This is a genomic window from Clostridium nigeriense, assembly GCF_900086595.1.
In the GTDB taxonomy this organism is placed as follows: domain Bacteria; phylum Bacillota; class Clostridia; order Clostridiales; family Clostridiaceae; genus Clostridium; species Clostridium nigeriense.
Genome location: NZ_LT575472.1, coordinates 1,971,367 through 1,985,441 on the forward strand (window position 1 = coordinate 1,971,367; position 14,075 = coordinate 1,985,441).

Annotated in this window: 15 protein-coding genes and 1 tRNA gene; 10 read left to right on the forward strand and 6 right to left on the reverse strand. The window is 28.4% G+C overall.

From position 1 onward, the window contains the following. Positions 1 to 385 precede the first annotated feature (385 nt). The 5 genes from BN6774_RS09425 (at position 386) to BN6774_RS09445 (ending at position 5,994) form a co-directional block, all read left to right on the forward strand. Positions 386 to 1,306, forward strand: coding sequence for an ABC transporter permease (locus BN6774_RS09425; protein ID WP_066892970.1), 921 nt, complete (start codon positions 386 to 388; stop codon positions 1,304 to 1,306). A 13-nt stretch (positions 1,307 to 1,319) separates the two neighbouring features. Further along, positions 1,320 to 2,279, forward strand: coding sequence for an ABC transporter permease (locus tag BN6774_RS09430; RefSeq protein WP_084766965.1), 960 nt, complete (start codon positions 1,320 to 1,322; stop codon positions 2,277 to 2,279). A gap of 11 nt (positions 2,280 to 2,290) precedes the next feature. Beyond that, positions 2,291 to 3,298 (forward strand): ABC transporter ATP-binding protein, encoded by a 1,008-nt coding sequence (locus BN6774_RS09435; RefSeq protein ID WP_066892972.1) that lies wholly within the window; start codon positions 2,291 to 2,293, stop codon positions 3,296 to 3,298. Then, entirely contained in the window at positions 3,298 to 4,281 is a 984-nt protein-coding gene (locus BN6774_RS09440) for an ABC transporter ATP-binding protein (protein ID WP_066892974.1), read from the forward strand. The genes BN6774_RS09435 and BN6774_RS09440 overlap by 1 nt, the downstream gene beginning before the upstream one ends. Before the next feature lie 72 nt (positions 4,282 to 4,353). Beyond that, on the forward strand, positions 4,354 to 5,994 hold the full coding sequence (locus BN6774_RS09445) for a peptide ABC transporter substrate-binding protein (RefSeq protein WP_066892976.1): 1,641 nt from the start codon (positions 4,354 to 4,356) through the stop codon (positions 5,992 to 5,994). 62 nt (positions 5,995 to 6,056) lie between these two features. Here the strand turns inward: BN6774_RS09445 and BN6774_RS18625 are convergent, their stop codons facing one another. The 4 genes from BN6774_RS18625 to BN6774_RS09460 form a co-directional block, all read right to left on the reverse strand. Further along, positions 6,057 to 6,221, reverse strand: a complete 165-nt coding sequence (locus BN6774_RS18625; RefSeq protein ID WP_167349597.1) for a hypothetical protein — start codon at positions 6,219 to 6,221, stop codon at positions 6,057 to 6,059. 193 nt (positions 6,222 to 6,414) lie between these two features. Then, the gene (dapB, locus tag BN6774_RS09450) at positions 6,415 to 7,170 is read right to left on the reverse strand and encodes a 4-hydroxy-tetrahydrodipicolinate reductase (RefSeq protein ID WP_066892978.1); all 756 of its coding nucleotides are present in this window, start codon (positions 7,168 to 7,170) and stop codon (positions 6,415 to 6,417) included. Between the two features lie 10 nt (positions 7,171 to 7,180). Continuing rightward, positions 7,181 to 8,062 (reverse strand): 4-hydroxy-tetrahydrodipicolinate synthase, encoded by an 882-nt coding sequence (dapA, locus tag BN6774_RS09455; protein WP_066892980.1) that lies wholly within the window; start codon positions 8,060 to 8,062, stop codon positions 7,181 to 7,183. Continuing rightward, positions 8,062 to 9,054, reverse strand: coding sequence for an aspartate-semialdehyde dehydrogenase (locus BN6774_RS09460; RefSeq protein WP_066892981.1), 993 nt, complete (start codon positions 9,052 to 9,054; stop codon positions 8,062 to 8,064). The genes dapA and BN6774_RS09460 overlap by 1 nt, the downstream gene beginning before the upstream one ends. A gap of 194 nt (positions 9,055 to 9,248) precedes the next feature. Between BN6774_RS09460 and BN6774_RS09465 the strand changes: the two genes are divergently transcribed. From BN6774_RS09465 to hslO, 3 genes are all read left to right on the forward strand, one after another. Beyond that, positions 9,249 to 9,500: an alpha/beta-type small acid-soluble spore protein gene (locus tag BN6774_RS09465; RefSeq protein WP_066892983.1), complete on the forward strand. Its 252-nt coding sequence runs from the start codon at positions 9,249 to 9,251 to the stop codon at positions 9,498 to 9,500. 125 nt (positions 9,501 to 9,625) lie between these two features. Beyond that, positions 9,626 to 10,366 carry a class I SAM-dependent DNA methyltransferase gene (locus tag BN6774_RS09470; RefSeq protein ID WP_066892985.1) on the forward strand — a complete coding sequence of 247 codons (741 nt, stop codon included), beginning with the start codon at positions 9,626 to 9,628 and terminating at the stop codon, positions 10,364 to 10,366. A gap of 16 nt (positions 10,367 to 10,382) precedes the next feature. Beyond that, positions 10,383 to 11,267 (forward strand): Hsp33 family molecular chaperone HslO, encoded by an 885-nt coding sequence (hslO, locus tag BN6774_RS09475; protein WP_066892987.1) that lies wholly within the window; start codon positions 10,383 to 10,385, stop codon positions 11,265 to 11,267. Positions 11,268 to 11,379: 112 nt separating this feature from the next. Here the strand turns inward: hslO and BN6774_RS09480 are convergent. Next, a tRNA-Cys gene (locus BN6774_RS09480) sits at positions 11,380 to 11,454 on the reverse strand. A gap of 96 nt (positions 11,455 to 11,550) precedes the next feature. Between BN6774_RS09480 and BN6774_RS09485 the strand changes: the two genes are divergently transcribed. Further along, positions 11,551 to 12,219, forward strand: coding sequence for an HD domain-containing protein (locus BN6774_RS09485; protein WP_066892989.1), 669 nt, complete (start codon positions 11,551 to 11,553; stop codon positions 12,217 to 12,219). Positions 12,220 to 12,350: 131 nt separating this feature from the next. Here the strand turns inward: BN6774_RS09485 and BN6774_RS09490 are convergent, their stop codons facing one another. Further along, entirely contained in the window at positions 12,351 to 13,052 is a 702-nt protein-coding gene (locus BN6774_RS09490; protein ID WP_066892991.1) for a DUF6873 family GME fold protein, read from the reverse strand. Between the two features lie 130 nt (positions 13,053 to 13,182). On the opposite strand from BN6774_RS09490, the gene ytxC reads away from it, so the two are divergent. Next, complete coding sequence (gene ytxC / locus BN6774_RS09495) at positions 13,183 to 14,073, forward strand: putative sporulation protein YtxC (protein ID WP_066892993.1); 891 nt, start codon at positions 13,183 to 13,185, stop codon at positions 14,071 to 14,073. The last annotated feature ends 2 nt before the right edge of the window (positions 14,074 to 14,075 follow it).

The following is a 14,075-nucleotide window of genomic DNA, read 5'->3' on the forward strand; positions in this document are numbered from 1 at the left end:
ATAAATATTCTTAATGTATGTAGAGAAACTCAAAATATATCATTAGATGTTCACTTATAACGAACAAATGGGAGCATATGTCCGTATATTTCTAGTAATATATAAATAGAATAATATAAAAAATTAATAATTTAATAAAAATTAGAAAAATGAAGGATTAATAATTATACTTGCATAAATGCTGATAAAATGCAAGTGTAAGCGTTTTCTAGAATGTAGAGCAATGTTTTATGAATTATAAAAAAAAGAGGGGCATTATTGATACATTATTAAAATAGAATAGATAAATTTAAAATGTTAATTGACAAATTCTAAGAATATAATATAATTATTAATATCTACAATTTGGAATGTTCGTAGAATAATGAATGGGGGTTGAAAACAAATGGTAAAGTATATAGGAAAGAGACTTTTAACTAGTATAGTTACAGTTTGGGCAGTAATTACTATAGTTTTCTTTCTAGTAAGAATGATGCCAGGCGGTCCATTTGATGGAGAAAAAATTACGCCTGAAATGAAAGCTCAATTAAATGAAAAGTATGGATTGGACAAGCCGGTTGGTGAACAATACACACTTTATATGAAAAACCTTTTAAAAGGTGACTTTGGTAAGTCGATGAAATATAAAGGAAGAGAAGTTTTAACAACAATTAAGAAGAGTTTTCCTAACTCAGCTAAAGTAGGAACAGTATCAATAGTATTTTCAGTAGCGGTGGGGGTTGCCCTTGGTATAATAGCTGCATTAAAGGCTGATAAGTGGCCGGATAGAATATGTATGATACTAGCCACCTTAGGAATAACAATACCAAGTTTTGTAATGGGTACTTTCTTGATTTATATATTCACAGTAGAGATGAAAGGATTTTTACCTGCTACAGGTTTGAGTAAACCTAAAAATTATATAATGCCTGTTATAGCTTTATCAGGAAGTTCAATGGCATTTATAACAAGATTAACAAGAAGTAAATTAATTGATGTACTTAAATCAGATTATATAAGAACAGCAAAGGCTAAAGGGTTAAGTGGAAAATCAATAATATTTAAACATGCATTAAGGAATTCTTTAATTCCAGTAGTTACATACTTAGGACCACTAGTGGCTGGAGTATTAACAGGATCCTTTGTAGTAGAAAAAATATTTGCAATACCAGGTCTTGGAAATGAATTTACTTTATCTATAACTAATAGAGATTATACTTCATTATTAGGGGTAACAGCATTCTACTGTACATTAATAGTAATATGTAATCTTTTAGTTGATATTGTATATGTATTAATAGATCCAAGAATTAAGCTAGAAGGTTAATAGGGGGTAAAAAATGGAAAATTTGAAATATGACTTAGATATAGATAAAGAATTATTTACTCCTTTAAATGAAGAGGAAAAAAAGTTTGAAGAAATAGTTAGACCAAGTGTAGGATATTGGGCAGATGCTTGGAGAAGATTAAAAAATAATAAAGTTGCATTATTTTCATTAATTATGATTGTTATAGTTGTACTTTTTGCATTCTTAGGACCAATATTAATGGAAAAAGTACTTGGTTACACATATTATGATACAAATTTACAAGCTACAGATTTAAGACCAAGTGCACAACATTGGTTTGGAACTGATAACTTAGGTAGAGATTTATTTGTAAGAGTTATGTATGGTGCTAGATATTCACTTATAATTGCAATTTCTGCAGCAGCTATTAATTTAGTTATAGGTGTTTTATATGGAGGAATAGCTGGCTTCTTTGGTGGAAAAGTGGACAATATAATGATGAGAATAGTTGACGTTTTATATTCTATTCCTACTCAAATATATGTAATTATATTAATGGCTGCTTTTAAGAAGGAAGGATCTACAGGATTAACTACTATTATTTTAGCAATGGCAATTTCATATTGGGTTGGTATGGCTAGAATAGTTAGAGGGGAAATTCTTGAATTAAAGCAAAGAGAATTCGTACTTGCTGCTAAAGCTCTTGGTGCTTCAAAAGTAAGAATATTATTTAGACATTTAATTCCTAACTGTATGGGATCTATATTAGTAACTTTAACTTTATTTGTACCTCAAGCTATATTTACTGAAGCTTTCTTAAGCTTTATAGGTTTAGGTATAAATGCACCTCTAGCATCTCTTGGAACTTTAGCAAATGATGCAAGTGGATTATTAAGTACTGCTGCTTACCAATTATTATTCCCAGCAGGAGCAATTTGTATAATTATTTTAGCATTTAACTTATTTGGTGATGGATTAACAGAAGCTTTAGATCCTAAGAATAAGAAATAGGAGGATGACAAATGAGTAAGTTATTAGAAGTAAAAAATTTAAAAACCTCCTTTAGAACTCATATAGGTGATGTAAAATCAGTAAGGGGAGTATCCTTACATTTAGATAAAGGAGAAGCTTTAGGTATAGTTGGAGAATCAGGTTGTGGTAAATCAGTAACTATGATGTCTTTAATGAGATTATTGGCAGATAACGCTGTAATTGAATCAGATGCTATACTTTTTGATGGAAAAGATATAACTAACCCAACAGAAAAAGAAATGCAAGAAATAAGAGGAAATGATATGGCAATGATCTTCCAAGATCCTATGACATCATTAAATCCGTTATTTACTGTTGGAGATCAATTAACAGAGCATTTAATAAAGCATAAAAAGGTTTCTAAGAAAGAAGCTAAGGAAATGGCAATAAAAATGCTTGATATGGTTGGAATACCAAGTCCTGAAAAGAGATTAGATCAATATCCACATGAATTTTCAGGTGGTATGAGACAAAGAGTAATGATAGCTATGAGCTTAATTTGTGAGCCTAAACTAATTATAGCTGATGAACCTACAACTGCTTTAGACGTTACAATTCAGGCTCAAATATTAGATTTAATGAAGGATTTAAAAGAAAAAATAAATACTTCTATTATACTAATAACACATGATTTAGGTGTAGTTGCTGATCTTTGTACAAGAATAAATGTTATGTATGGTGGATTAATAGTAGAAGAAGGAACTGATGAAGATATATTCTATAATCCTAAACATCCATATACATGGGGACTTTTAAATAGTGTTCCAAACCCTAAAAGCGAACTAAAAGAAAAATTAGTTCCAATTGAAGGTCAACCACCTGATTTATTAAAACCACCAGCTGGATGTCCTTTTGCAGCAAGATGTAAATATGCAATGAAGGTTTGTTTAGATAAACAACCACCTTTATTTGAAATTTCAGAAGGGCATAAAGCAGCATGCTGGTTATGTCATGAAAATGCACCAAAAGTAGAATCACCAATCAGGAGGGAAGATTAATGGATAAGAAAAATGATGTAATATTAGAAGTTAAGAATCTTTGTAAATACTTCCCTGTAAATAAAGGTCTTTTTGCGAAACCAAGTTTTGTTAAAGCTGTGGATGATGTTTCTTTTACAATAAAAAGAGGAGAAACATTAGGATTAGTAGGGGAATCAGGTTGTGGTAAAACTACAACAGGAAGAACTATATTAAAATTATATGAGCCAACTTCTGGTCAAATAATTTTTAATGGGGAAGACATTACTAATTTTAGCGAAAAGAAAATGGTTTCTTTAAGAAAGAATATGCAAATGATATTCCAAGATCCATATGCTTCATTAAATCCTAGAATGACTGTTGGAGATATTATAGGAGAAGCTATAGACATTCATGGATTGTATAAAGGTGAAGAAAGAACTAAAAGAATTAGATATCTTTTAGATAGAGTAGGACTTAATGGAAGTCATATAAATAGATATGCTCATGAGTTCTCAGGTGGCCAAAGACAAAGAATAGGTATTGCAAGAGCTCTTGCGGTTCAACCAGATTTTATTGTATGTGATGAGCCTATTTCAGCACTAGATGTATCTATTCAAGCGCAAGTTATCAATATGCTTGAAGAGTTACAAGAAGAATTTGGTTTAACTTATCTTTTCATAGCTCATGATTTATCAATGGTTAAACATATATCTACTCATATTGGAGTTATGTACTTAGGTAAAATGGTAGAGAAGGGACCAGCTGATGATGTTTATTTAAAACCAAAGCACCCATATACACAAGCTTTACTTTCAGCGGTACCAATTCCAGATCCTAGGGAGGCTAAGTCTAATAAGAGAATAGTATTAGAGGGTGACATTCCTTCACCTATAGATCCACCACCTGGATGTAGATTTAAGGGAAGATGTAAGTATGCAATGCCGATTTGTGGAGAAAAGGATCCTGAACTAAAGGAAGTTGAACCAGGACATTTTGTAGCATGCCACTTATTTAACGAATAGTTACAAATTGCATAAAAGCAATTAGTATAAAAAACTAAAGTTTAAAATTAATTATATTAAGGGGGAAACATAATGAAGAGCAATAAGCTTAGAAAAATTTGTGCTGTAGCACTAACACTTGCTCTTGGAATGTCTGTTTTTGCAGGTTGTGGAAACAGTAATTCTGGAGATAGTGGAAGAAAGTTAATTTACAATTTAGGAGAAGATCCAGATACAATTGATCCGACACTAAACACTTCATCAGGAGCTGGTTCAATAATTGACAATGCTTTTGAAGGATTAATGAGACTTGATGAAAATGAAAAAGCAAAACCAGGTGTAGCTGAAAAGTATGAAGTTTCAGATGATCAATTAGTATACACTTTCCATTTAAGAAAAGATGCTAAGTGGTCAGATGGACAGCCTGTTACTGCAAAAGACTTTGAATATTCATGGGTTAGAGCTTTAACAAAAGATACTGCCGCTGAATATAGCTATCAATTATACTATATAAAAAATGCAGAAAAATTCTATAACGGACAAGCTACTAGAGAAGAATTAGGAATTGAAGTTGTAGATGACTATACTTTAAAAGTAACTTTAGAAGCACCAACAGCTTACTTTTTAGAACTTACTGCATTTACAACATATATGCCTTTAAGAGAGGATATAGTTTCTGCTAATCCTGAAGGATGGGCTACAGAACCAGAAACTTATGTTTCAAATGGGCCTTTCAAGCTAGTTCAATGGGATATGAAAGATCAATTGGTATTTGAAAGAAATGAAGAATATTGGAATGTTAAGGAAATTAAGCTTCCTGGAGTTGTTTATAAATTAGTTACTGATCAAAATACTGCGTATGCATCATTAAAATCAGGTGAATTTGATATGGTTGATACAGTTCCACCTGCAGAAATTGCAGGAGGACAAGAAGAAGGATTAGTTAAAATCTATCCAAATCTTGCAACTTATATGTTAGTAATGAATGTTGGTAAGCAATCAACATTACCTGAAGATGTTAAAAAAGCTTTAAGTAATGAAAAAGTTAGAAGAGCTTTAGCAATATCTATAGACAGAAAGTCTCTTACAGAGAATGTTACTAAATCAGGTCAAGTTCCTGCTTATAGCTTTGTTCCAAAGGGAATATTAAATGAGAAGGGTGAAGATTTTGCAGATAGAGAATACTATGATGCAAACACTCCAAATATCGAAGAAGCTAAGAAATTATTAGCTGAAGCTGGATATCCAAATGGAGAAGGTCTTCCAACTTTAGAGTTTATGTATAACACTGAAGGAGATCATAAATTAATAGCTCAAGCTATACAACAAGACTGGGCAAAAATAGGTGTAAAAGTTGAATTAACTAACCAAGAGTGGAAAGTATTCTTAAACACTAGACAAGACGGTCAATACGAAATAGCAAGACACGGTTGGTCTGGAGACTATGTTGACCCAATGACATTCTTAGATTTATGGGTAACTGGTGGAGGAAACAACGATGCTGGATATTCAAATCCAGAATATGATAAGCTAGTTGCTGAAGCTAAAAAAGAAGCAGATGTAGAAAAGAGATGGGAAACAATGAAGAAGGCTGAAGACATATTAATGGCTGATATGCCAATTATCCCATTATATTACTACACTAAAGTTAAGGGAGCTAAACCAGAAGTTAAGGGTGTTAGAGTTTCTACTTTAGGACATGTATTCTTTGATGGTGCATATATAGAAGAATAATCTAAAGTATGATATTATACATTTAGATTTATATTAAGAGGGCTGTATTTTACAGCCCTCTTTTAATTTCCAGCTCTATTATAATGTTCGCTAGAAACTCCTTGTCTTTTAACTGACTTATGCTTTGCATTTGGATTATGATTAAGACCTTCCTCTGTTATTGGTGTTTGGTAATTACATTTTTCCATTCTAGATTTCTTGTTATCAGGTTGACTATCCTTAGGCATAGTATTCCTCCTTATTAATTAGTATATTTTATTATTCCACATACATTTATAATTAAACTAGAAAAACATGGTGAATACTGTTATATAAAATAGAATATTAATAAAAAATAAAAACTCCCAGAGGAGTTTTTATTAAACTGACTTATAAATTATTAAATTGTTTTATATTAAAATTAAATATAATAAAAAAATTTTATATTCCTAGTAAATCTTCCATATTATAAATTCTAGGATAAAACATATCAGCCATATATTCGGCAGCTTTTAAAGCTCCTACTGCAAAGACTTCTCGAGATAGGGCAGTGTGAGAAAGTTCTATAATTTCTCCAGAACCTGCAAAAATTATATCATGATCACCAACTATAGATCCACCTCTTATTGCATGAATACCAATTTCATTTTTTTCACGCTTAGAATTACCGTCTCTACCAAAAACATATTTTGATTTAACAGGTAAAGAATTTTTTATAGTATCAGCTAATAGTAGTGCAGTACCACTTGGAGAATCTATTTTTTGATTATGATGTTTTTCTATTATTTCTATATCATAATTCTCATATATATTTGGAACTATCTTTTTTAATAATGAGTTTATTAGATTAATTCCTAAAGACATATTGGCAGATTTAAATATAGGAATAATATTACTTTTTTCTTTTATAAGTTTCAAATCATCTTCATTGTAACCAGTAGAGCATAATATAATTGGTTTATTATTTTTAATAGACAAATCTAATAAGTCATTTAGGGCCTCAGGTCTTGAAAAATCAATTATTACATCATATTCTATATCCACATCTAGAGTGCTTTTAAAAACTTTAAAATTATATTTTTCAGTAGGATATTTATCTATTCCAGCAACAATTATAATGTTTGGAAAATTTTTTGAAGCATTAACTATTACTTCTCCCATTTTTCCTGAGCATCCATTTAATAAAATTTTTACCATATATTACTCCTTATAATAAATTATATTTTCTTAGACCTTCTATCAATAAATTAAGATTATTATTATCCATTTCACATAGTGGAAGCCTAAAATTACCAACATCTTTTCCAATTAAATTTAAAGCTGTTTTTACTGGAATTGGATTAGTTTCTATAAATAATTTACTAATTAAATCTATAGTATACAATTGTAATTTCAAAGCTTTATTGAAATCTCCATTTAAATAAGCATAAGTCATATCGTGAACTTCTTTTGGCATTATATTAGCCAATACAGATATTACTCCTATACCACCTAAAGATAAGATAGGAACAATTTGATCATCATTTCCTGAGTAAATATCTATTTTATCTTGGCAAAGAGATTTCATTTCAGCTATTTGACTAATGTTTCCACTAGCTTCCTTAATTGCAACTATATTTTTTAGTGTAGTCAAATCTAATAGCTGTTTTGGAGATATATTAACCCCAGTTCGGCTTGGAACATTATATAATATAATAGGAGTATTTACAGCGTTATTAATAGCTTCATAATGCTTGTACAGACCTTTTGTAGAGGTTTTATTATAATAAGGTGTTATTAGTAGTAATCCATCTACACCAACTGATTCAGCATATCTACTCATCTCTATAGATATATTAGTATCATTAGTTCCAGTACCTGCAATAACAGGTACTCTTTTATTAACAGTGTCTACAGTAAATTTAATAGCTTTCTCTTTTTCTTCTTTTGTCATAGTACTAGCTTCACCAGTAGTACCACAAATTACAATGGCATCAGTCTTTTCTTCAATATGCCATTCAATTAATTCTTTTAACTTTTCATAATTAACTTCATTATTATCATCAAAAGGTGTTACTATTGCTACTGCGGAGCCTTTAAATATTGACATTACATATCACTCCCTATTAATAGTTCAGCTATTTGAACTGCATTAAGTGCAGCTCCTTTTCTAATATTATCAGCAACTACCCATAGGTTTAGTCCGTTATCTATGCTAAAATCTCGTCTAATACGTCCTACAAAAACACCATCTTTTCCACTTGTCATTAAAGGTGTAGGGTATTTTACATTACTAGTGTCGTCGCAAAGAGTTATTCCTTTTGTATTATTAAATAAATTAAAGATATCATTTAATTCAAATGGTTTTTCGAGTTCAACATTAATACTTTCACTATGGCTGTTTAGCACAGGTACTCTAACAGCAGTTGCTGTAATCTTTAAGTTAGAATTATGAAGAATTTTTTTTGTTTCTTCAATCATTTTAATCTCTTCCTTTGTATAACCATTTTCTAAAAATACGTCTATGTGAGGCAGACAATTTCCTGCTATTGGATAAGGAAATTTTTTAGGTGCATTTCCCTTCAAACCTTCTTCTAAATCCGATATACCTTGGACACCTGCACCTGAGACTGCTTGGTAAGTAGAATATACTATCCTTTTAATTCCGTAATTATCCAGTAGGACCTTTAATGGAATCATTGCTTGTATTGTAGAACAATTTGGGTTAGCTATAATTCCCTTATGCCACTTAATATCCTCAGGGTTAACTTCTGGAACCACTAAAGGAACGTTTTTATCCATTCTAAAAGCACTAGAATTATCTATAACAACAGCACCGTAAGATGAAAATATTGGTGAGAATTTCAAACTAACATCTCCACCAGCTGAGAATAAAGCAAAATTAATTCTTTTATTTTTAATATTTTCTTCAGATGTTTCTTCAACTAAATACTCATTGCCTTTAAATGATAGCTTCAATCCAGCAGATCTTTTTGATGCAAAAAGATATAGATTTTTAATTGGAAAATTCCTTTCTTCTAAAATTTCTAAAAACTTTCGACCTACGTTACCAGTAGCCCCAACTATAGCAACATTGTACATAAACTTTTCCCCCTTTTTATTATAGTAAATATAAAAATATACTTACTAATAACTATAGTTAAATAATTGAAAAAATTCAATAGTTTATTACAATATATAAAAATTTCTAATATATCGTGATTAATAAATTTAATAGTATATTGAAAATAAATTTGGGGAAAATATAAATATTAAATTTATAGGGGGTAATAACAATGAGTAAAACACCGCTAAAAAAAATTATAAAATCTAAAATTAAATCTAACAAAGAACTTACTGATGCAGAAATATTAAGAGAAAAAATAAAATATGAAATAGCAGACGAATTAGGGTTAAAGGATAAAGTAGATGCATATGGATGGGGAGGATTGACTGCTGAAGAAACAGGAAGAATTGGAGGAATAATGACTAAAAGAAAGAGAATGCTTAAAATTCCTACTAATGATGAAATTTTAGGAAGAAAATAGATATTTTTATACTGGTTTTATTAGGTAGCATTGACTAAAATAAAATTTACATTTAATATATATATGTTTCAATTAATTTTATGAATAATTACATTTTAGGAAATTAAAAAGTGGGGGGTATTACTTTGGCATATGGAGATTTTGCTGAAATTTACGATGAATTAATATATGAAGACATTGATTATGATTCTATGTGTTCTAGGGTAATAGAAATTTGTAAAGAAGAAAAAGTAAGTTTTAATAATTATTTAGATATAGCATGTGGAACAGGAAATGTTACCTTAAGACTTGCAAAAAGTTTTAAAGAGTCCTTTGCTGTTGATTTATCTGAAGATATGTTAAGAAAAGCTTTTGAAAAGTTAAAAAAAGAAAAAATCAAATGCAAAATAGTTTGCCAAGATATGAGTGAGTTAAGTTTAAATAGAAAATTTAATTTAATTACTTCAGTTCTAGATTCAACTAATTATATAATTGATGAAGATAACTTATTAAATTATTTTAAAGGTGTAAGTGAACATTTGGATGATAATGGGTTATTTATTTTTGATATAAATTCATATTTTAAGCTTTCTAATATACTAGGTAATAATATATATACTTATAATGAAGAAGATGTATTTTATACTTGGGAAAATGTTTTTGAAAATGAACTATTAAGTATGTATCTAACTTTCTTTGTTAAAAGAGGGCATCTATATGAAAGATTTGAAGAAGAACATTTAGAAAGAGCTTATACTGAAGAATTTATAGAAGAAAATTTAAATAAAGTTGGCTTAAAGATTATAGGCAAATTTGATGGATACACAGAAAAAAAAGTAACTTCAAATACAGAAAGAATAGTATATGTAGTTAAAAAAGTAATTTAATTATGGAGGAATTTTAATGGATAAAATTATAAGAGCAACAGCAAAAGACGGTATGATTAGAATAATTGCTGGAGAAACAACTGATTTAGTTAATACTGGTACAAGTGTACACGAGTGTACTCCAGTAGCTGCCGCTACATTAGGAAGAATGCTAACAGCAGGATCTTTAATGGGAGTTACATTAAAGTCAGATAAAGAAGTATTAACATTAAAAATTAATGGAGGCGGAGAAGCTAAGGGAGTAACAGTAACTGCATATGAAGGTGGTATAGTTAAAGGGTATATTGGTAATCCATATGGTGACTTACCTTTAAATTCTAAAGGTAAGTTAGATGTTGGTGGATATGTTGGAATAAATGGAGAGTTTACTGTAATTAAGGATTTAGGAATGAAGGATCCATATGTTGGTCAAGTTACAATATATACAGGAGAAATAGCAGAAGATTTAGCATATTACTTTACTGTTTCAGAACAAACTCCTTCAGCAGTTTCCTTAGGTGTTTTAGTTGATAAGGATTATTCAATTAAAGTAGCTGGAGGGTTCATTATTCAAATGATGCCAGATGCTGATGAATTACTATCAGATTTACTTACATATAGATTAGAGGAAATACCATCTATAACAGCTATGTTATTAGAACATGGAAGCATTGAAAAAGTAATAGAATATGTATTTGATGGTATGGACTTAAATATATTAGAGGAAGTAAAACCAGAATTTAAGTGTAATTGCACAAGAGAAAAAGTTGAATCAGTTTTAGTTTCTATTGGAGAAAAAGATCTAGAAGAAATATATAATGATAAAAAAGAAGAAGAGGTAAGATGTAATTTCTGTAATGCAGCTTATAACTTCTCTCATGAGGAAATTGGAGAAATTCTTAATAAGGCTAGAAGTAAATAAATTGGTTGTTTTAATTATAAGAAATTTAAAAATAGATAATAGAAATAAGTTAATAAAAAAAACTCCTATGGGAGTTTTTTTTATTAACTATTTATTTAATTGCGAAATAACCTGGAGGCACCACCCAGATTTGAACTGGGGAATAAAGGTTTTGCAGACCTCTGCCTTACCGCTTGGCTATAGTGCCTAGTTTATAATTATAGATTATGCGTTTAAATTAAATTTGATACAAATTAAATAAAAATTTTATTAATTGAAATAATAATTTTAGGAGGTGATATGCATGGATGTTTTTAAAACAATCGATGACATTCTATTACTAGATGAAAAACCATCAAATAAAATAGAAATATTAATGAAGGAACAAGAGTTTATAGATAGTGATTTTAATATATTTAATAAATTAGTTAATGTACCCCAAGATAAAAAATTTCATCCAGAAGGGAATGTATGGAATCATACCAAAATGGTAGTAGATTTAGCTTCAAAAATTAAAAAGTACTCTATAAATAGTGAAATATTTATGTGGTCTTCCATTTTTCATGATATAGGAAAAATTAAAACTACAAAATTTATTAAAGGAAGATATAGATCTTATAATCATGATTTAGAAGGAGAAAAGGTTACATACAATATATTGAAAAAATATATGAATGAAGATAAAGCAGAAAGTATTTCTGAAATGGTAAGATTTCATATGCATCATATTTATATTTTGAAGGATCTACCTTTTTCAAATATTGATAAATTAATAAAAAGTAGTAATTATCAAGATATAATATTACTTTTTATTTGTGATAAATTAGGGAGAGGAAATCAAAGCTTAGAAGAAAAGATAAATACCGTAAATGATGTTGTTGTTATTTTAGACAAGCTAGAAGGAATAACTGGTAAATCAAACAATGATATTAAAACAAAAATAAATAATATTAAGGAGATTATAATAAAATAGGAGGTTTGTTCCTCCTATTTTATTAACCTGTAGGGAAGTGGAAAAAGTATGCTATTATGTAACATACTTTTTTCTTTAGGAATATATAAATTCAGAAACATTTAGATATAAAAAACGTATTATATAAAAGGCTAAATTACAAAAAGGCTACCTCTATCATATAATTTACTATTATTTAAATAAATAGGCTCTACGTTATATTTTTTTAAAAATGCTTTTACTTCTAAGCCGTATTTGTAATAATTCAAATTTCCGTAAAAAGCCATTTTATCATTTGATATTAATCCCCCTGTACCTCCGATAAACCCATAATTTAAACCTTTTAAAATTATGTCTCCAGGTGGAAGTAATAAAATGTCGAAACCGTACGTAGATAGTGTTTTATAAATTCCAATATCACTAGTTATTATAGCTTTATCAGAAACAGGTAAGCATGAACATTTTGTGTAACCTTGTTTTACATTAATTAATATCTTGTTCTTTTGGCTTTGTAATAAATTTTCATCTGTGTATTTTAAGTTATGTATAAAATAATTATCAAGGATTAATGCATTCAAGGATATATTATTAGGATAGTTTGATTTAATAGAATTTTTACTTTCTGAATAAGATATATTTAGATTTTTTAAATTATTCTTAAAACTATTGTCTATATTTCTATTTATTATAATTTTTTTTGACTTTTTGTCTAATACATTTAATTGAATATCAACATGTCCATTAATAGCTTCATATACATCAGGACATAATGGAATCTCAATAATTTTTAAATTTAAAGAATTTAAAGCCTCTTTTTCAAATAGAGTTGTTCTATAATCAACGAAACAAAACATACTAATCTCCTAATTTAACTTTTATTTTTTATTATAAAATATTTACTTTTCTTTGTCGATTAGTAAGAAATAATTTTTGAATATAGTTGAATTTTTTATACATACTATTATTAGAAAGGGAGTGGAATCCATGCTTGTTTTAAGACTCGTTTACAATAATAACTTGGATTTTGTAAAAGAAATTCAAGAATTAAGATCTGTTCTAAAGAAAAAAAACATCACAATAGGAATAGTAGAAAGTGTGGAATTAGAAAATCATATAATTAAAATTTTATGTGATGATAATAGTTATAATGAAAGAGTTAAGGATATTATTAATTTATATATAAGTAATGTATTATACAAAGTTGTTTTAGAAGAATATAAAGATAAAGAAATGTTTGATTATTTAACTGAAAATTACTTCTTTTTGAAACAAGATGAAGTTATTGAAGTAGAGGAACAAATTATGAGAGTTTTATTAGATAATGACTCATTAAATTTTGATAATCTAATTTATTGTATGAATAAAATTAATAACATAATTGAAAAAATTAAGATTTGTTTAGAGGAAAATTCAGAGATAAACATAAATGGATTTATTAGATTTAGAATGAAGGAACTTAGAGAAGATATTGAAAATATAATAGATAAAGTAATTGAAAGTTATATGGTTGAAAAAGAATATAAAGAATTTATTAAACTTTTAAAGTATTTTGTAGAAATTCAAGAAAGTAAAATAGAAGAAATAAATATAGTAATAGATGAAAGTGGAAATTATTCAATAGTAGATAAAAATAAAAAAAATATATTCAATGAATTTATGAAAGAATTAATAGAATGTAAAGTTGATAGCGATGTGAAAATGGAAGATATTATTATTAGTGGCTTAATAACTAATGCTCCTAAAAGTGTAATTATACATGGTAAAAAAAATTGTCTTAATAAAGAATTTATGGATACAATTGAAAATGTCTTTGAAAATAAGGTGAGCTTTTGTAATGGATGTAATTTATGCGTTGAAAAACAGGTTAAATTTTAAAA

Bases quoted from the DNA above. Each gene is read 5' to 3' on its own strand.
- BN6774_RS09425 (WP_066892970.1), top strand. From the start codon at position 386: ATGGTAAAGTATATAGGAAAGAGACTTTTAACTAGTATAGTTACAGTT.
- dapA (WP_066892980.1), bottom strand. From the start codon at position 8,062: ATGTCAATATTTAAAGGCTCCGCAGTAGCAATAGTAACACCTTTTGAT.
- BN6774_RS09430 (WP_084766965.1), top strand. From the start codon at position 1,320: ATGGAAAATTTGAAATATGACTTAGATATAGATAAAGAATTATTTACT.
- BN6774_RS09445 (WP_066892976.1), top strand. From the start codon at position 4,354: ATGAAGAGCAATAAGCTTAGAAAAATTTGTGCTGTAGCACTAACACTT.
- BN6774_RS09440 (WP_066892974.1), top strand. From the start codon at position 3,298: ATGGATAAGAAAAATGATGTAATATTAGAAGTTAAGAATCTTTGTAAA.
- BN6774_RS09435 (WP_066892972.1), top strand. From the start codon at position 2,291: ATGAGTAAGTTATTAGAAGTAAAAAATTTAAAAACCTCCTTTAGAACT.
- BN6774_RS09465 (WP_066892983.1), top strand. From the start codon at position 9,249: ATGAGTAAAACACCGCTAAAAAAAATTATAAAATCTAAAATTAAATCT.
- BN6774_RS18625 (WP_167349597.1), bottom strand. From the start codon at position 6,221: ATGCCTAAGGATAGTCAACCTGATAACAAGAAATCTAGAATGGAAAAA.
- BN6774_RS09490 (WP_066892991.1), bottom strand. From the start codon at position 13,052: ATGTTTTGTTTCGTTGATTATAGAACAACTCTATTTGAAAAAGAGGCT.
- dapB (WP_066892978.1), bottom strand. From the start codon at position 7,170: ATGGTAAAAATTTTATTAAATGGATGCTCAGGAAAAATGGGAGAAGTA.
- ytxC (WP_066892993.1), top strand. From the start codon at position 13,183: ATGCTTGTTTTAAGACTCGTTTACAATAATAACTTGGATTTTGTAAAA.
- BN6774_RS09485 (WP_066892989.1), top strand. From the start codon at position 11,551: ATGGATGTTTTTAAAACAATCGATGACATTCTATTACTAGATGAAAAA.
- BN6774_RS09460 (WP_066892981.1), bottom strand. From the start codon at position 9,054: ATGTACAATGTTGCTATAGTTGGGGCTACTGGTAACGTAGGTCGAAAG.
- hslO (WP_066892987.1), top strand. From the start codon at position 10,383: ATGGATAAAATTATAAGAGCAACAGCAAAAGACGGTATGATTAGAATA.